Here is a 16,695-nt window from a genome sequence, read left to right as displayed (position 1 = left end):
GGTGCCGCTGGCAAGAGTCAATCGATCACGACCCTGACGGCTGTTTGCCTCGGATCCTTCCGGGCTACACCTGCCCAACAATTCGGTATCACCCGCAACAGAGACCTTAGTGACTCACCTCACGCAATTTCAACAGCCGGCGGTTCCGTAAGCCCGGGCTGATTCGATAATCTTCAGCACCTCGACGGCGTCTGCCGGGTCTACCGGGAGGGGCAGGTTGGAGGAGGTGCCGCCGTCGTCGATCTTGGCTGCCAGGAGCCGGTAGAACTCGGGGTAGGCACCTCGTTCCGTGGGCAGCGGATCGAGGTGGCCGTCGCGGCCCAGGGCTCCTGCCCATTCCGGTGCCTCAACGCCGTATTCAGTGTCCAGCGGGCTGCCGCCGGCAACGATGTACGGTTCCTGCGGGTCGATCCCGTGCTTGGTGAACGCGCCAGTGGATCCGAGAATGCGGAAGCGCGGGCCCTGCTGGGCGCAAAGCATGTTCATGCTCAGGTGGCTGGTCACCCCCGACTCGTGGTTGAGCACCAGGAAAACGTCATCGTCCACCTTCTCGTGCGGACGCCGCGCCTGCAGTTCCGCGTGGGCCACGGCGGCTGGACCGAACAGCAAAAGCGCCTGGTCGATAAGGTGGGCGCCCAGGTCGAACAGCACGCCGCCGCCGTCCGCCGCCGTGGCGCTGGCTTTCCACGCCTTGGAGATGTCCGGGGACCAGCGCTCGAAGCTGGACTCAAAGCGGGTCACGGCACCCAAGGCTTCGCCGGCCAGCAATTTCCGGACCGTGAGGAAATCGCCGTCCCAGCGCCGGTTCTGGAAGACCGTGAGCACCCGGCCCAGCCGCTGCGCGAGGGCGATCAGCTCCTGCCCCTCGGCACTGCTGACGGCGAACGGCTTGTCGACGACGACGTCGAGCCCGGCCTCCAGGGCGGCCTTCGCCAGCGGGAAGTGAGTGGCCGGCGGGGTCCCCAGCACCACAAGGTCAAGGTCACCGGCGAGCGCAAGGACCGCATCGCCGTCGGGCACTGTTTTGGCGCCGGGACACCGCTGCGTCGCGGCAGCCTGCCGGCCGGCGTCGGACGTGGCGACGACGTCCAGCGAGTAGCGGGGATCCGCCGCGATGAGCGGCGCGTGGAAAACGCTCCCTGAGAGTCCATAGCCGACGACGGCGGTGCGGATAGTGCGTTCAGCTTCAGTCCCGGTCATAAGGGCTAGGCTACCCCGCCAGCACTTGTGAGAGAGCGATCCGGAAAAACCTGCGAAAGGTGAGAGAGCGTCCGGGGGGCGGGAACGACGAAGGCCGGCACTTCCCGGTTCACGGGCTGTGCCGGCCTTCGCCGTATAGCGCTGATTCAGTCAGGAAATGTTACTTCTTGATCCAGCCCAGGGTGGACCAGTCCGGAACCTGGGAGAGGCTCTGGAACAAGGACGGACCGTAGTTGGCCAGGCCGGTGCGGACGAAGGAGATCTGCGGGCCGTTCATCACAACACCCATGGAGAAGTACTTGGCCATGTGCTCCTTTTCAACTTCCATGGCTGCCTTGTTGCGCTCGGCGTTGTCCTCGATGGACGCGAGATCGGCGATCTTCTTGTCCAGTTCGGCGTCGCCCAGGCCGTTTTCGTTGACCTTGGAGTCGTAGTACTGCTTGACGGCATCGGTGGCATCCGGGCCAACGGTGTAGCCGGAGACGCTCATGTCGAAGTCGCGGCCGCCGATGACCTTGCCGAAGTCGGCGGAGGCGCGCTGGTCAATACCAACATCCATGCCGCCGGCCTGGAGCTGCTTCTGCAGGGTCTGGGTGAAGGCGAGGGTGGTGGGGTCGTCACCGAAGTTGCTGATCTTGAAGGCGGCGGGCTTGCCGTCCTTCTCCATGATTCCGGTGGCGTTGGGCGCGTAGCCGGCGTCGGTCAGGACCTTCTTGGCAACGTCCGCGCCGGTTTCCTTCACAGGGTAGTTGTCCTGGTAGTAGTCCGAGAACGGCAGAACCATCATGGAACCGGAGCTGGGCTCTTCCCAGTTCAGGCCATTGAAGCGGACCTTGCGGAGGGCTTCGCGGTCAACAGCGGCGAAGATGGCCTCGCGGACGGCGACGTCGGTGATCTTCTGGGCGTTGATGTTCATGCCACCGGCGAAGAGGCGCTGGCCACGGCGGACCTCGGAGTCCTTGGTGCCCTCAAGCTGCTTGTACAGGGCGATGGTGTTGGCGGACATGGCATCGATCTCGCCATTCTTGAAAGCAGCGATCTGTGCGCTGGTTTCCAGCTGGCGGAAGACGACGCTTTCCAGAACCGGCTTAGTGCCCCACCACTTGTCGTTGGGAACCATGGTGACGGTCTTGGCTGCGGCGTCGTACTGGTCCACCTTGAAGGGGCCAGCCATCCATTCCGGATGCATTTCGCCCACGAAGCCTTCGTTGAAGATCGCAGGCGTGTTCACGGCCGGGTGGATCAGGCCGAAGAAGAGCGAATCCACGGGGTAAACCGGCTGGGTGGTCTTGACGATGATTTCTTTGTCGCTGCTGCCAGCCTCGACGGACTCAACGAATTCATAGGCCCCCGAGCTCACAATGTCGTAGCCGGCATCTGGGCTCTTCAGGATGTTCCAGGTGTTCTGGAAGGCCTTGATGTCGATCGGCGTGCCGTCGTTGTACGTGGCCTTGTCGTTGACCTTGATGGTGACGGTCTGCTTGCCGTCCACAACCTTGCTCTCCACCGACTCGCAGAAGTCCTTGTTCGGCGTTGCCTTGCCGACGAAGTCGACCTTCCAGCAACCGCCGATGCCGCCACTGTTCACGGCCACCGGGTTGATCGGGGCCATCATCGCGGAGTTGTCGGAGCTGTTGCCGTTGTTGGAGAACCCGTTGAAATCCGGCCCGATGCTGCCCAGCGGCAGGGTGACCTTGCCGCCGGGCTCAAGATCAGCGGCCGGCTTCTCGTTGATGCTGATGAGCTTGGCCAGGTCACTGCCCGTTCCCTGCCCCTTGGCGGTTTCCGGTCCGGTGGGTGTTCCGCCACCGCCGCAGGCCGTCAGCGTCAGGGCTGCGGCAATGGCCGCTGCGCCGCCGATCTTGGTCAGATTCCTCATGGTTTTCCCTTCATAGGTGCGGGTGGTGCTTGTGATGGGTCGAAAAAATCAGGGTGCATGGGGTTCCGCCGTTTCGTGGACCACCAGCATGTGCTCGTCCAGTTCACCATCCGGGAAGAAGCAGGCGAACTGCTGATCCGGTGTGGGCACCGGGCCGGCCTCCAGAATCTCCACGGCAGCGGAAGGCTGCACGGCCTCGAGCGGGGGCTCCAGGGTCAGGCAATGCTCCTGTTTCGCAGCGGGAAGCGCCGCGAAGACGGGGCAGCGGGTGGCGAAGTTGCAGCCTTTCGGGGCATCCAACGGAGACGGCAGGTCCCCTTGTAGGATGATCCGCTCCCGAGTGCGTTCGAACTGCGGGTCCGGGACAGGGATCGCGGACAGCAGGGCGCGCGTGTACGGGTGGCGGGGGTTGTCGAAAACCCGGTCCACCTCCCCGATCTCCACGATCTTCCCCAGGTACATCACGGCCACCCGGTTGGAGATGTGGCGGACCACGGACAGATCGTGGGCCACCATGAGGTAGCTGAGCCCCAGCTCCGCGCGGAGCTTGTCCAGGAGGTTGATGACGCCGGCCTGGACCGAGACATCCAGCGCGGACACGGGCTCGTCCAGGACCACCAGCTTGGGATTCACGGCCAGTGCCCGGGCGATGCCCACGCGCTGCCGCTGGCCGCCGGAGAACTGGTTGGGGAACCGGTTGACGTGGTCCGGCTGCAGGCCCACCAGATTCATCAGTTCCATGATGCGTTTCTTGATGGCCCGCTTATCCATGCCGGCGTTCTGGAGCGGCTCGGCCAGGACCTCGTAGACGGTGAAGCGGGGGTCCAGGGCGCCGGTGGGATCCTGGAAAACCATCTGCATTTCCCGGCGCATGGCGCTTTTGGTCTTGGCGTCGGCGGCCTGCTTGTTGCTGATGCCGCCGATGATCACCTCGCCGTCCTGGTCCTTGTGGAACTCCATGATTTCCAGCAGGGTGGTGGTTTTGCCCGAACCGGACTCGCCCACGATGGAGAAGCACTCGCCTTCGCGGATGTCGAAGCTCAGGCCGTCCACGGCCTTCACGGTGCCGATGCGCCGCTTGAGCAGAGCACCCTTGGTCAGCGGAAAGTGTTTGCGGACATCCTTGAGTTCCAGCACGGTTGAGCGGTCCCCGCGGGGGATGAGGTCAAAGCGCGAGACCGGGACCGGCGGGGCGGAAAAGATCTCGTGGACATCCACGTCCCCGCCGAGGGAAGCGGATTTGATGCAGGCCGCCTGGTGGTAACCAGTTCCCGGAACCGGGCTCAAAGCGGGCTCGCCGTCCAGGCAGGCGTCGGTCACCAGCGGGCACCGCGGTGCGAAGGAGCAGCCGGTGGGGGTGTGCAGGAGGTTCGGCGGGATGCCGTCGATGGGGACCAGCGACGATTTCTCCGCGACGTCCACGCGTGGCACCGCCCCGAGCAGGCCCATCGTGTAGGGCATCCGGGGATCGTAGTAGATGTCATCCACGCTGCCGGTTTCCACCGGCTTACCGGCGTACATCACCATGATGTCGTCGGCGATGCCCGCCACCACGCCCAGATCGTGCGTGATCATCACGACGGCGGCGCCCGTTTCCTCCTGCGCCGTATGCAGCACCTCAAGCACCTGGGCCTGGATGGTGACGTCCAGGGCCGTCGTCGGCTCATCCGCGATCAGCACGCGCGGGTTGTTGGCGATGGCGATGGCGATCATCACGCGCTGGCGCATGCCGCCGGAGAACTCGTGCGGAAAAGCCCTGAGCCTGTTCCTGGGGCTGGGAATGCCCACCATTGCCAGGAGTTCGACGGCGCGGGTTTCCTTCGCCGCCTTGCTCATGCCGGGGTTGTGGATGGTGAGGGCCTCGGTGATCTGGGTCCCCACGGTGTACACCGGCGTGAGGGAGGACAGCGGGTCCTGGAACACCATGGCTATGTCGTTGCCGCGGTACGCGCACTTGGCCTTGTCGCTGAGGCCCAGCAGTTCCCTGCCCTTGAGCCTGACCGAGCCGGAGATCTCGGCCGTGGCGGGCAGCAGGCCCATGATGGCCAGCGATGTTACCGATTTGCCGGACCCGGACTCCCCCACGATTCCCAGCGTTTTGCCGGGCATGAGGTCGAAGTTGACGCCCCGGACGGCATGCACAGCCCCGTTTTCGGAGTTGAAGCTGACGTTCAGGTCCCGGACGGACAGGACAGCGTCCGACGGCGAGTGGAGACCGGCGATGTGGAGCCGCTCGGCCGCTGTGGGGGCCGGGTCCGCCGGCTCAAGGAAGGTGCTCATTTGCTCATCTTCTCTGTGCTGTTCTTTTTGGCCCGGCCAACCGAACTGGAGCTCGGGTCGAAGGCGTCACGCAGGCCATCGTTCATCATGGCCAGGGATCCCGTGAGCAGGAACATCACGGTGAGCGGGACCCAGAACATCCACGGGAAGGTCTGGACCTGGGACGTGGCGCCGCCAATCAGCACGCCGAGGCTCACATCCGGCACCTTGATGCCGATGCCGATGAAGGAGAACGCCACTTCGGCGAGAATGGCCCCGGTGACGCCGCGGGTGATGTCCAGGACCAGCAGCGACCCGATGTTGGGGACCAGGTGCCGCCACACGATGCGCCGGGGCGGCACGCCCATGTACTGGGCCGCCTTGACGAAGTCCCGCTGCATCAGCGACATGGACATCGAGCGGATAAGCCGCGCGGTCCCCATCCAGCTGAATACCAGGAGCACGATGATCAGCAGGAGCCAGCTGGGGAGGTTCTTCTTCAGGCCGTCCCCTCCGCCGCTGGTGGCCACTGCCACCACCAGCAGGGCGGGCATCATGATGAGGGCCTCCAGAACGAAGAGCATCACCTTGTCCACTTTGCCGCCGAAATAGGCCATGGTGCAGCCATAGACCGCGGCAACCAGGACGGATACGAGGCCCACAATCAGGCCGATCATGATGGAGATCCTGGTGCCTTCGACAGTCATGGCGTAGAGGTCGATGCCGGCCTGCGACGTGCCCAGGAAGTGGTCGCCGGAAGGCGGCATGCCGATATTGAAGGGGTCGATGGTCTCCTTGTCCCAAGGACTGAAGAACCCGCCGACAAAGGAGAAGATGGTCAGGCCCAGGAAAACCGCCAGCCCGGCGACGGCAGTTTTGTTCCGCATAAAGCGGCGGAAAATGATGGTGGATTTGGCGATCACCACATCGGCATTTTCGAGATGCGCATCCTGCGCCACTGCTGCCGGATCAACGGCATTGAGGTTGGTCATGGCTACTGCACCCTCACTCTCGGGTCAACAAGCGTGGTGGCGAAGTCGGCGAGGATGGCGCCCAGGGCGAAGATGACCGAGCCGTAGGCGAGGGTGGCCGTGGCCGCATTCACATCCTGCAGCGAGATGGCGTCAATGCTCCAGGACCCCACTCCTGGCCAGGCGAAGATCTTCTCGGCGAAGAAGCCACCGGCGAAGATGGCCGGGATAGTGAAGGCGATGCTTTGGGCCACCGGGATGAAGGAAACCCGGAGGGCGTGCCGGGTGATGGCCTGGTTCCGCGTCAGCCCCTTGGCGCGTGCCGTCCGGACGAAGTCCGCATTGACGTTGTCCAGCAGGTACTGGCGCTGCGCGATCTGGTACGAACCCCAGCCGACCAGCGTGATGGCGATCGTCGGAACCGCATAGTGGGCCACCATGTCCACAAACTGCGCCCACCCAGGCTGCATGCCCGGCGTGGAGATGCCCGTCACGAAGAAGATGCGCTCCCCGACGGTTTCGTTGATGTTGATGGCACCGAGCTGCACCAGGAAGTAGGCAATGGGCGCAGGCACGATGTACGCGAGGTAGCTGTAGGAGGTGATCACCCGGTCCTGGAACTTGTACTGCCGGGCCGCCGAGTAGACCCCGAGGGCGACGCCGATGACCAGCGTCAGGACGATGGATGCGAGGAAGAGCCGGGTGGAGATCCAGACGCGGTCCCCGAATTCAGCGTTGATAAAGGCGCCGTTGGGGCTGCGGCCCCAGTCCCAGCGGGTCATGATCCCGGTGAGCCACTCAACGTAGCGCTCCCACGGGCTGAGGTCCGGGTCCAGGCCTTTCAGGCGCATGGAGTTGGCGACCTGCTCGGGTGTGGGCCGGGGAATCCGCTCCTGCTCGAGGAGGGCTGGCTTGAGGGAGCTGACCGCCAGGAAATAGCCGGCTGACGTGGTCAGGAAAATCATAAAGACGTAGGTGATGCCGCGCTTGGCGAGGTACCTGATCATGTGGCAGCTACTTCAGGATCTTTGCCACCAGGACCGCGGACGAACACTCCAAGGGATGCCCCTGGGCCGGCAACGGAGTTCCTGCCTTCACTACATCCACGTTCCAGATCCTTCCGATTTCCCGGCCAGCAACGGGTCTCGCCGCCACCGGGTCCCCACCAGCGTGTGGCCGGCCTCCCGCGACCAGCGCAGAGCAAGTCCGGGTGGACTATGTTGCGGGTCACATTCCAGAGGAAACTACCACAGAGTAGCGTGCGAAATGCGGGCACCTGAGCGGAATCCGCGCGCTCCGTATCAGATTGTTATGAATAATTCAGTGGAATTGATGTGACTGGACGAGCCACTGGATCCAGGCGTACTCTACCGCCCGCGGACCACCCGCGTAACAAGTTCCCGCCAGGAGTCCGTCAGCCGCTCGGGCGCCAGGCCGTGGACGCGGACGGCGTGCAGGAGCCGGTCCGGATCCAGTGTTGCGGCCAGGGACATGGCCATCAGCAGCGGATCCGCATCCATGCCAGCCTCCCGGAGGAGGAGCTCGATGTGGCGCTGCCACAGCTTAACTGCCGGGACCTCGTACCGGCTGCGGGCCGAAGCCTCGGCCGCCCTCGCCAGGTCCCCATGCTCCATCACATACGCGATCCGCTCAGCACCGAAGGCGATCAGCCGCTCCAGGCCCGGCGCGCCCGGCCCCAAGGGCGGCGGGCCGAACATAAAGCGGGCCTGGAAGGCGGCCTCGGAATCGCTCAGCAGCGTCATCATCAGCCCGGCGCGGCTGCCGAATCGGCGGAAGACGGTGCCCTTGCCCACGCCGGCCCGCTCGGCCAGCCTGTCCATGGTCAGGGCGTCCGGGCCACATTCGGCAATCAGCTCCCGCGCCGCGCCCAACAGCCGCTCACGGTTCCGGGCAGCATCACTGCGCTCAGCGGGCGGGCCGGAGAGCGAACCGGGCAGCAGCGGGATAAAGCTCACAGTCCATATCCTAGACCGGGAATAATAATCGGACTACGGTCCGTTTAGACCATGAAGGCACCAAGCCTCCACCTTCCACCGGCCAGCGGCCCAGCCGCGGCCCCACTACAGGAGTCCGTATGTCGAAGAGCACCGTCCTCACCCTTGTTGGCAGCCTCCGCGCCGAATCCACCAACCAGAAGCTCGCCGAAGCCATCCAGCTGAACGCCCCCGACCAGGTTGACGTGGTCATCCACGAAAGCCTGGGCAACATCCCGTTCTACAACGAGGACATCGACGTCGAGGGCCAGGTTCCCGCTGCTGCCGCCGCCCTCCGCGCAGCAGCCAACGACGCCGACACTATTCTCCTGGTGACCCCGGAGCACAACGGCACCGTGCCAGCATCGCTGAAGAACGCCATCGACTGGCTGTCCCGCCCCTTCGGTGCCGGCGCCCTCTCCGGCAAGCCCACCGCCGTCGTCGGTACCGCATTTGGCCAGTTCGGTGGCGTGTGGGCACAGGACGAAGCCCGCAAGGCGGTGGGCATTGCCGGCGCCCAGGTGCTCGAGGACGTCAAGCTCGCCGTCCCGGGCTCCATGGTCCGCTTTGCCGAGCTGCACCCGAAGGACGATGCCGAGGTAGTGGAGCAGATCAAGGGCGTCTTCGACGCACTCGCCGCCGCCCAGCCGGCAGCGTAAGGCAGCCGCACGCAGCAGCGCCAAGCACCCAAATGCCCCGGGCACCGCAAGGTGGCCGGGGCATTTGTTATCGCACCGTGAGCGGAGTGGCGCTCACGCCCGCACGTGTGACCAAGTCTTGTTCCAACCGGTACCTCGCGGGCATTTTCAGGGCTGAGGGACCGCCGTAACGTTTAATGCACGGAATGCATTCGGGGATGGAACGCGGTGCGGACATGGCAGGCAGGCGGAGCGCCGGAAAGCTGATGGCGACGGCGGCAGCACTTACGCTTCCGCTGTGGCTGGGATGCTGCGCCCCCACCTCCAACCCGTCTGCCGGGAGCACCGTCGCGCCCGGCGCAACCACCATTGAACACTCGGACCGCGTCCAGCCGCCCTTGGTTCCGATTCCCCAGCCGCAGGCACCCCCGCCGGTCACCGCCGTACCCGCCGAAACCACCGGCTCGTCCGCCGCTTCGCCCTCCGAGCCCTCGGGCCACGCGTCCGGCGGGGCGCCCCGCACACTGGAACAGGGCCCGGGCAGCGCTCCGGCGTCCGGAACTGCCGCGCCCGGAGCCGCCGCGGCACCCGGTACAACTACTGCCTTGGGAGCAAGCCCCTCGCCGGCCCCCGAGTCCTCGGCCCCGCCCCCGGCCCAGCCGGCCCCTGGCCAGTCCGGCGGATCCCAGACGGTGACCGCCTACTACGTGCTGCTCGACGACGGCGGGGCGGGAGGTGTGCGCTTTGGCTGCAACGACAGCCTGGCCGGCGTCCGCCGCACCGTGGCTGGCTCCACGGAACCGTTGGCCAATGCCATGCGCGCCCTGCTGGACAACACCGCAGAACCCGCCCCCGGCCTGTACAACTCCCTGTCCGGCTCAACCCTCACGTTCCTGTCCGGCACCTTCGACGGCACGGCCGTAACGGTCTACCTGTCCGGCTCGATCAGTCCGGCGGGGGTGTGCGACATCCCGCGCATCGAGGCCCAACTCACGCAGACCGCCGTCGCCTCGGTGGGCGCCATCCGCGCCGAGGTCTACGTCAACGGCGTGAGGCTCGCCGAGGCACTACGCCTCCAGTAGCGCAGCTGATCAACAGATGTTGCCTTATCGGCAACTGCCGGCTGTATCCTGAAGATGTGAGCCACGAAACACTTGATGCCGGCGCAGTGCAGTTACCGGCCGAAGCCATTGATGCCATCGAGCGCGCGGCCACGTCCGCCCACCGCGCCACCCATCCCCATGAGGCGCTGTTTTCGGAGCGCGCAGCCAACATTAAGCAGTCAGCAGTGCGGGACGTTTTCGACATTTCGATGCGCCCCGGACTGGTGTCCCTTGCCGGGGGCAGTCCGTACCTGCAATCCCTTCCGCTTGAGCGGCTGGCCGCCACGGCGGCAAGCATCATCGCCAACGAAGGGCTCACGGCCCTACAGTACGGCGGCGGGCAGGGCACGGAAGAACTGCGCACCCAGATCTGCGAGGTGATGGCGGCAGAAGGAATCCTGGACGCGGTCCCGGAGAATGTGGTGATCACCGCAGGCTCCCAGTCGGCCCAGGATGTGGCCACCAAGGTCTTCTGCAACCCGGGCGACGTGGTGCTGGTCGAGAACCCCACCTACGTGGGTGCCCTCAATACGTTTGAGGCGTACCAGGTGGAGGTGGCCACCGTGGAAATGGACGACGACGGCCTGGTGCCTGAGCTGTTGGAGGCCCGGATCGCCGCCCTCCAGACAGCCGGAAAGAACATTAAGTTCCTCTACACCATCCCCAACTTCAACAACCCCTCAGGAATCACCCTGGCCGGGGAACGCCGCCAGCGGGTTGTTGATATATGCCGGAACGCGAATATTCTCGTGCTGGAAGACAACCCGTATGGGCTCCTCCGGTACAACGGGACACATCTGGCACCGCTCCGCGCGGCCAACCCCGCCGATGTCATCTACATGGGATCGTTCTCCAAGATCTTCGCCCCTGGTCTCCGCATCGGCTGGGCATTGGTCCCGGAGCACCTCCAGCGGCGCTACTACCTGGCATCCGAATCTGTCACGCTGTGCCCTCCGACGCTGAACCAGATGCTGGTGTCCGCCTACCTCAGCGACTATGACTGGAAGGGCCAGATCGAGACCTACCGCGGACTCTACGCCGAACGATGCACGGCGATGCTGGCCGCCCTGGACGAACACATGCCAGCCGGCACCAGCTGGACCAGCCCGGAAGGCGGCTTCTTCGTCTGGGTCACGCTGCCGGCAGGCGTGGATACCTATCCCCTGCTGCAGAAGGCGATCGACGCCGGCGTGGTCTTTATCCCCGGGGCTGCCTTCACACCGTCCGATTCGCCGTCCAATAAGCTGCGGCTGGCGTTCAGCGCGGTGCCGCCCGACGCCATCAAGGAAGGTGTCCGCCGCTTGGCCCCGGTACTGCGCGAAGCCCTGGGAGCGCTGTAACGTTGGCCGGACTGAGTGTGGCCAAGAGTGAAACTGAAAGAGGAGTCCAAAGCATGAGCGGAATTATTGTTGTTGGCGTTGACGGCAGCGGCACCGCCAAGAAGGCCGCCGAATCGGCCCGGGATCTCGCCGCCGCCGTGGGCGCCTCGCTGCACGTCGTCTCAGCCTTCGACAGCGACCGCACTGAGGTCTTCGGCTCTGGCAGCGACCAGTGGATCGTTTCCGACGCCGACGGTGCCGAGCATGTTGCCAAGACAGTGGCCGAGGCCCTGGCCGGTTCCATCAAGGTGACCTACTCGGCAGCCCGCGGCAAGCCTGCCGAAGCGCTCATCAAGGAAGCCGAGCGCCTGGGCGCCAAGATGATCGTGGTGGGCAACCGGCGGATGCGCGGCATTGGCCGGGTCCTGGGAAGCGTGGCCAACAGCGTGGCTCACAACGCCACCTGCGACGTCTATATCGCCAACACCTACGACGCCGACTAACTGCCAACGGGGCCCTTGCTTACTCTTCAGCGCCGCCAACTTGTAGGCCACGACATTCTCCTGGGCCGCCACGGCAACCACATCTGCTCCATGCGGGTGGACCGCGGCAACGGCCGCGTCATTGCGCTGCTGGATGACGGCTCCGTGGACAGCGCCCCCAACCTCATCGCGCCGGGGCTGCTCCTGCCGGAGACCCTGGAGAGCGTGCTGCGCGGCGACTGGAAATTCTTCGCTGCCCTCTCAGGCATTGCCCTGGTTCTGGGCGGCCTGATGTTCGCCACATTGCCTGCCTTGGCTGACGCCATGGCGGGTAATCTCGAGATGGTCGAGATGATGACGGCCTACTCCGCCTACGGCTACTGACGCCAGGCTTCCGCTAGAGGAGCCACCCGCGCAAAAGCCACCACAGGCCGGCCATCACCAGACCGCCGAACAGCGACCCGGCCACCACCTGTGCCAGGGTGTGCGCGCGGAGCACCACCCGGGACCAGCCGACGGCGGGAACAAGCAGGAGTAACGGCAGCCAGGCCGGACCAAGCATCAGAACGGAAATAACTGCCGCCGACGACACCGCCGCCGCGTGGCCGCTGATCTTCCAGAAGGGGCTCACGGCGGCCAGCACAACGATGCCGCCGACGATGGCCACCACCATGACCATCACGCTTCGCGGCGCACCGGCGGCCTGCAGCACCACCAGGCCGGCGGCCACGGACGCCAGTGCCATGAGCAGTACGGGTGCCCGCTGTTTGCGGTTGCTGACATGGTGGTCCGTGACCTTGCCCAGCCTTACGAGCCCCAGGAGCACAACGAGCGGCAGTACGCACACAAACAGCGCAGCCAAGGCTCCATAGCCGATGGTGCCTGGGAATCCGGCCTCGACTACAGGGCTGACCAGCAGCTGAAGCGTCACTACCACCGGTGGTTGGAATACCTCTGTCAGCCATCTGGCGGCCCGGTTCCTGGACTGAATGGCGGTTTGGTTCACGGTGTTGATGTTCTTAGTCCCGGCGACCTAGTCCAGCAGGAGCGCTGGCTCCTCAAGGATCGCGGCGACGTCGGCCATAAAGCGGGCGGACAGGTCCCCGTCCACCACCCGGTGGTCAAAGGAGCCGCCGAGGGTGGTGATCCAGCGCGGGATGACCTCTCCGTCCAGGACCCAGGGCTTCTGCTTGATGGTTCCGAAGGCAACAATGGCCACTTCACCCGGGTTGATGATCGGCGTTCCGGTATCAATGCCAAGCGCACCGATGTTGGTGATGGTGAGCGTTCCGCCCTGCATTTCGGCTGGCTGTGTCTTGCCCGCCCGGGCCGTGGTGGCCAAGTTGTTCAGCGCCAGCGCCAGGTCCTTGAGCGACAGGTCCTGCGCATCCTTGATGTTCGGCACCATCAGCCCGCGCGGGGTGGCTGCAGCGATGCCGAGGTTCATGTAGTGCTTGACCTGGATCTCGGCGGCGTCGGTCCCGTCCACGTTGTCCACCCAGGTGGCGTTGACGCTGGGGTTCCGGGCGGCGGCCCAAATGACGGCCTTGGCCAGGATCAGCAGCGGGGAGACCTTGATTCCCTCAAAGTCGCGTGAAGCCTTCAGCCGCTTGACGAATTCCATGGTGCGGCTGGCATCAACATCAACAAAGATGCTCACGTGCGGCGCGGAGAAAGCCGACTCCACCATCGCCTTGGCCGTCGCCTTGCGGACGCCCTTGACCGGAATCCGTTCAATCCGCTGGTCCTGGGGCTTGCCTGCCTTGCCCCAGAAGCCCTCGGCCTGGTCCAGCTCTGCATCGCGCTGGGACTGGTAGCTGACCAGGTCCTCGCGCGTGACTTCGCCGCGGGAGCCGGTGGCCACCACATCGGCGAGATCGATCCCCAGATCCCGGGCGATCTTGCGGACGGGCGGCTTGGCCAGGACGCGATTCACGAGCCCTGTGATCGTTCCGCCGAGAGTGGGCCGGTTATCGACGGCTTCGGTGATTGCCTGGGTCTCGACAGGTCTGACCGCCAGGTTTTCGGTGACTGAGCTTGTCGAAATCGCCGGGACCGGGGCTGACCCGGCCGGGGCGGCGGGTGCCGCCTTCCGGGGACGGCGCTTGACGGCGTCGGCCTTGGGGCCCGATCCCACCAGCGGACCGCCGGCCAGGGCACTGCCTGAAGTGCCGCCGTCGTCCGCGGGAAGCTTGCCATAGAGGGGCTGGACGGGAGTTTCAGGGGCCGGGACATCGGCCGGCGTCGGGTCACCGGAGACGGCGTCAGAGACGCTGATGATGGCGGTTCCGACGTCGATGGTCACGCCCTCGGGGACCAACAGTTCGGTGACGGTGCCGGCGAAAGGGGACGGCAGCTCAACGAGCGACTTGGCGGTCTCGATCTCGCAAAGGACGTCGTTGATGGCAACTGTGTCCCCCGGCTTGACCTTCCAGGCGACGATTTCCGCCTCGGTAAGGCCTTCGCCAACGTCGGGCAGGTTGAACTTGTTCAGAGTCATGATGTCCTCTTTCGCGGCAAGCGTGAGCGGGAAGCGTGAGCGGGAAAGGTGCCTGCGCCTAGTAGGCCAGGGCGCGGTCCAGCGCCTCGAGGATCCGGTCGATGTCGGGGAGGTAGTCTTCCTCGACCTTGGCCACCGGGTACGGCATGTGGAAGCCGCCCACACGGATCACGGGAGCCTCCAGTGAGAGGAATGCACGTTCGCTGATCCGGGCAGCAATCTCGCCGCCGATGCCGCCGAAGGTCGGTGCCTCATGCGCCACCACGAGCCGGCCTGTCTTCTTGGCGGACGCCGTGACGGTGTCGAAGTCGATCGGCGAAATGGAGCGCAGGTCGATGACCTCGATGCTGTGGCCATCCTCGGCAGCGGCGTCGGCAGCGGCGAGGGCGACCGGCACGAGCGGTCCGTAGGCCACCACGGTGGCGTCCGTGCCCTCGCGGAGCACGTGTGCCTTGAAGGGGTCGGCCGACGCGCCGGGGTTCTGGGTGTCGACCTCGCCCTTGAGCCAGTAGCGACGCTTCGGTTCGAAGACGATCACGGGGTCCTGGCACTCCACGGCCTGCCGGGTCATCCAGTACGCGTCGTGGGCGTTGGACGGTGTGATGATGCGCAGGCCTGCGGTGTGGGCGAACAGCGCCTCCGGTGATTCCGAATGGTGCTCAATGGAGCCGATACCGCCGCCGTAAGGGATCCGCACAACGACGGGAACGGTGAGGTTGCCGTTGCTGCGGGCGTGCATCTTGGCCAGCTGGGTGGTGATCTGGTTGAAACCGGGGAACACAAACCCGTCGAACTGGATCTCGCAGACGGGCAGGTAGCCGCGCAGGGCCAGGCCGATGGCCGTGCCGATGATGCCGGACTCCGCGAGTGGCGTGTCCACCACGCGGTCCGCGCCGAACTCCGCGAGGAGGCCGTCGGTGACGCGGTAGACGCCGCCCAGGGCCCCGATGTCCTCGCCCATAAGCAGGGTCCGCGGGTTGTTGTCCAGAGTTGCGCGCAGGCCCTCGTTAATGGCCTTGGCTATGGTCATGGTGGTCATCAGCGGGCCACTCCTGTCGCTGCATCATCCGGGTCCGGGCTGCCAGGTTCAGCGCTGTTGTGCTCCGGCGTTTCGGCGAAACCTGCACTGTATTCCTCAAACCAGGCCAATTCCTCGGCCACCAGGGGGTGGGCCTCGACATAGGTGTTGGCGAAGGCGGTCCGGATGTCCGGGGTCTCGAGGTCGTAGGTGGTCTTGCGGACGTAGGCGGCGAGTTCGTCGCCGTCGGCCTTGACCTGGTCAAAGAACGCGTCATCGGCCAGCCCTTGGGCACGGAGGTACTTTTCCAGACGGTCAAGCGGATCCTTGGCCCGCCACAGGGTTTCCTCGGCGGATTTCCGGTACTTCGTGGGGTCATCAGCCGTGGTGTGCGCACCGACGCGGTAGGTGAACGCCTCGATCAGCACCGGCCCCTTGCCCTCGCGGGCATGTTCGAGCGCCCACTCGGTCACTGCGTGGACGGCGATCGCATCGTTGCCGTCCACCCGGATTCCCGGGAATCCGTAACCCTTGGCGCGGTTGGATAGCGGAATGCGGGTCTGCACCGAGCTGGGAACGGAGATGGCCCAGTGGTTGTTCTGGCAGAAGAACACCACCGGCGCGTTGTAGGAGGCGGCGAACACCATGGATTCGTGGACATCGCCCTCGGAACTGGCCCCGTCACCGAAGTAGACCATCACCGCGGCCTTGGGCTCGGCCGGCCGGTCCTGCGCCCCATCCGCGGCGACTGCGGCGGCCGCCTTCTGGTCCCGCTGGATCCCCATTGCGTAGCCGACGGCATGCGGCGTCTGCGCGGCGAGGACCAGGGTGTAAAGATGGAAGTTGGTGTCCTTCGGGTTCCAGCCGCCGTTCGAAACCCCGCGGAACTGGCGCAGAAGCTCCGCGAGGTCGACATTGCGTGTCAGCGCCACGCCATGCTCGCGGTAGGTGGGGAAGATGTAGTCCTGCGGCTGGCTGGCCCGCCCGGAGCCGATCTGCGCGGCCTCCTGGCCGGTCAGCGGGACCCACAGCGCCAGCTGGCCCTGGCGCTGGAGTGCGGTTGCCTCCACATCGAAGCGGCGGATCTTGGCCATGTCAGCGTAGAAGCCACGCAGCTTTTCACCGTCCAGCCGATCCGCATACGCGGAGAAGACCGGATCCGTCCCCAAGGTCCCGTCAGGCGCCAGCAGCTGCACCATAGGCTCGGCCGGACTGCCCAGTTGGGCCTCGGCCTCAGCCTCGAGTTGGTCGTCTGCCGCTGTCTCATCGAACTCGGTGGAGGGCAGATGTGTGGCGCCCATACCGTCTCCTTGCTTGCCGCATGCGGATGCA

The 16,695-nt window shown here is 65.4% G+C and carries 15 protein-coding genes; 5 read left to right on the top strand and 10 right to left on the bottom strand.

Annotated features, from left to right (window positions below):
- Positions 1-129: 129 nt before the first annotated feature.
- The 6 genes from ACX80M_RS13970 to ACX80M_RS13945 form a co-directional block, all read right to left on the bottom strand.
- The gene (locus ACX80M_RS13970) at positions 130-1,200 is read right to left on the bottom strand and encodes a Gfo/Idh/MocA family protein (protein ID WP_252611087.1); all 1,071 of its coding nucleotides are present in this window, start codon (positions 1,198-1,200) and stop codon (positions 130-132) included.
- A gap of 160 nt (positions 1,201-1,360) precedes the next feature.
- Positions 1,361-3,079: an ABC transporter family substrate-binding protein gene (locus tag ACX80M_RS13965; RefSeq protein ID WP_459309863.1), complete on the bottom strand. Its 1,719-nt coding sequence runs from the start codon at positions 3,077-3,079 to the stop codon at positions 1,361-1,363.
- 48 nt (positions 3,080-3,127) lie between these two features.
- Positions 3,128-5,359 carry an ABC transporter ATP-binding protein gene (locus ACX80M_RS13960; protein ID WP_459309862.1) on the bottom strand — a complete coding sequence of 744 codons (2,232 nt, stop codon included), beginning with the start codon at positions 5,357-5,359 and terminating at the stop codon, positions 3,128-3,130.
- Positions 5,356-6,330 carry an ABC transporter permease gene (locus tag ACX80M_RS13955; RefSeq protein ID WP_252599635.1) on the bottom strand — a complete coding sequence of 325 codons (975 nt, stop codon included), beginning with the start codon at positions 6,328-6,330 and terminating at the stop codon, positions 5,356-5,358. Before ACX80M_RS13955 ends, ACX80M_RS13960 begins: the two co-directional genes overlap by 4 nt.
- 2 nt (positions 6,331-6,332) lie before the next feature.
- A complete protein-coding gene (locus tag ACX80M_RS13950) occupies positions 6,333-7,316 on the bottom strand; it encodes an ABC transporter permease (protein WP_252599636.1) in 984 nt (327 codons plus the stop codon).
- Positions 7,317-7,676: 360 nt separating this feature from the next.
- On the bottom strand, positions 7,677-8,285 hold the full coding sequence (locus ACX80M_RS13945; RefSeq protein WP_252599637.1) for a TetR/AcrR family transcriptional regulator: 609 nt from the start codon (positions 8,283-8,285) through the stop codon (positions 7,677-7,679).
- Positions 8,286-8,404: 119 nt separating this feature from the next.
- Between ACX80M_RS13945 and ACX80M_RS13940 the strand changes: the two genes are divergently transcribed.
- The 5 genes from ACX80M_RS13940 to ACX80M_RS13920 all read left to right on the top strand — a co-directional run bounded on the left by ACX80M_RS13940 (position 8,405) and on the right by ACX80M_RS13920 (position 12,229).
- Positions 8,405-8,962: an NAD(P)H-dependent oxidoreductase gene (locus ACX80M_RS13940; protein ID WP_252564526.1), complete on the top strand. Its 558-nt coding sequence runs from the start codon at positions 8,405-8,407 to the stop codon at positions 8,960-8,962.
- Between the two features lie 197 nt (positions 8,963-9,159).
- Positions 9,160-10,023 (top strand): GerMN domain-containing protein, encoded by an 864-nt coding sequence (locus tag ACX80M_RS13935; protein WP_459309861.1) that lies wholly within the window; start codon positions 9,160-9,162, stop codon positions 10,021-10,023.
- Between the two features lie 56 nt (positions 10,024-10,079).
- Positions 10,080-11,384: an aminotransferase-like domain-containing protein gene (locus tag ACX80M_RS13930; protein ID WP_252611081.1), complete on the top strand. Its 1,305-nt coding sequence runs from the start codon at positions 10,080-10,082 to the stop codon at positions 11,382-11,384.
- A gap of 53 nt (positions 11,385-11,437) precedes the next feature.
- Positions 11,438-11,866 carry a universal stress protein gene (locus ACX80M_RS13925; protein ID WP_248763517.1) on the top strand — a complete coding sequence of 143 codons (429 nt, stop codon included), beginning with the start codon at positions 11,438-11,440 and terminating at the stop codon, positions 11,864-11,866.
- Positions 11,867-11,881: 15 nt separating this feature from the next.
- Positions 11,882-12,229 (top strand): hypothetical protein, encoded by a 348-nt coding sequence (locus ACX80M_RS13920; RefSeq protein ID WP_252599640.1) that lies wholly within the window; start codon positions 11,882-11,884, stop codon positions 12,227-12,229.
- Between the two features lie 13 nt (positions 12,230-12,242).
- On the opposite strand, the gene ACX80M_RS13915 is transcribed toward ACX80M_RS13920, so the two are convergent.
- Genes ACX80M_RS13915 through ACX80M_RS13900 form a run of 4 tightly spaced genes read right to left on the bottom strand, consistent with a single transcriptional unit; the run spans position 12,243 to position 16,664 of the window.
- The gene (locus ACX80M_RS13915; RefSeq protein ID WP_374210011.1) at positions 12,243-12,851 is read right to left on the bottom strand and encodes a phosphatidic acid phosphatase; all 609 of its coding nucleotides are present in this window, start codon (positions 12,849-12,851) and stop codon (positions 12,243-12,245) included.
- A 27-nt stretch (positions 12,852-12,878) separates the two neighbouring features.
- On the bottom strand, positions 12,879-14,345 hold the full coding sequence (locus ACX80M_RS13910) for a dihydrolipoamide acetyltransferase family protein (RefSeq protein WP_459309860.1): 1,467 nt from the start codon (positions 14,343-14,345) through the stop codon (positions 12,879-12,881).
- Between the two features lie 58 nt (positions 14,346-14,403).
- On the bottom strand, positions 14,404-15,384 hold the full coding sequence (locus tag ACX80M_RS13905; RefSeq protein WP_252599642.1) for an alpha-ketoacid dehydrogenase subunit beta: 981 nt from the start codon (positions 15,382-15,384) through the stop codon (positions 14,404-14,406).
- Positions 15,384-16,664, bottom strand: a complete 1,281-nt coding sequence (locus ACX80M_RS13900) for a thiamine pyrophosphate-dependent dehydrogenase E1 component subunit alpha (RefSeq protein WP_252599643.1) — start codon at positions 16,662-16,664, stop codon at positions 15,384-15,386. The genes ACX80M_RS13905 and ACX80M_RS13900 overlap by 1 nt, the downstream gene beginning before the upstream one ends.
- Positions 16,665-16,695 lie beyond the last annotated feature (31 nt).

Source organism: Pseudarthrobacter sp. MDT1-22 (assembly GCF_054511035.1).
The sequence above is the reverse complement of the archived record's forward strand: the minus strand, read 5'-3'. Positions and strand labels throughout refer to the sequence as shown.

What these genes read in the sequence shown, in the direction of transcription:
- ACX80M_RS13950 (WP_252599636.1), bottom strand. Translation starts at nt 7,316, where the DNA reads ATGATCAGGTACCTCGCCAAGCGCGGCATCACCTACGTCTTTATGATT.
- ACX80M_RS13940 (WP_252564526.1), top strand. Translation starts at nt 8,405, where the DNA reads ATGTCGAAGAGCACCGTCCTCACCCTTGTTGGCAGCCTCCGCGCCGAA.
- ACX80M_RS13900 (WP_252599643.1), bottom strand. Translation starts at nt 16,664, where the DNA reads ATGGGCGCCACACATCTGCCCTCCACCGAGTTCGATGAGACAGCGGCA.
- ACX80M_RS13910 (WP_459309860.1), bottom strand. Translation starts at nt 14,345, where the DNA reads ATGACTCTGAACAAGTTCAACCTGCCCGACGTTGGCGAAGGCCTTACC.
- ACX80M_RS13925 (WP_248763517.1), top strand. Translation starts at nt 11,438, where the DNA reads ATGAGCGGAATTATTGTTGTTGGCGTTGACGGCAGCGGCACCGCCAAG.
- ACX80M_RS13955 (WP_252599635.1), bottom strand. Translation starts at nt 6,330, where the DNA reads ATGACCAACCTCAATGCCGTTGATCCGGCAGCAGTGGCGCAGGATGCG.
- ACX80M_RS13960 (WP_459309862.1), bottom strand. Translation starts at nt 5,359, where the DNA reads ATGAGCACCTTCCTTGAGCCGGCGGACCCGGCCCCCACAGCGGCCGAG.
- ACX80M_RS13970 (WP_252611087.1), bottom strand. Translation starts at nt 1,200, where the DNA reads ATGACCGGGACTGAAGCTGAACGCACTATCCGCACCGCCGTCGTCGGC.
- ACX80M_RS13935 (WP_459309861.1), top strand. Translation starts at nt 9,160, where the DNA reads ATGGAACGCGGTGCGGACATGGCAGGCAGGCGGAGCGCCGGAAAGCTG.
- ACX80M_RS13965 (WP_459309863.1), bottom strand. Translation starts at nt 3,079, where the DNA reads ATGAGGAATCTGACCAAGATCGGCGGCGCAGCGGCCATTGCCGCAGCC.
- ACX80M_RS13905 (WP_252599642.1), bottom strand. Translation starts at nt 15,384, where the DNA reads ATGACCACCATGACCATAGCCAAGGCCATTAACGAGGGCCTGCGCGCA.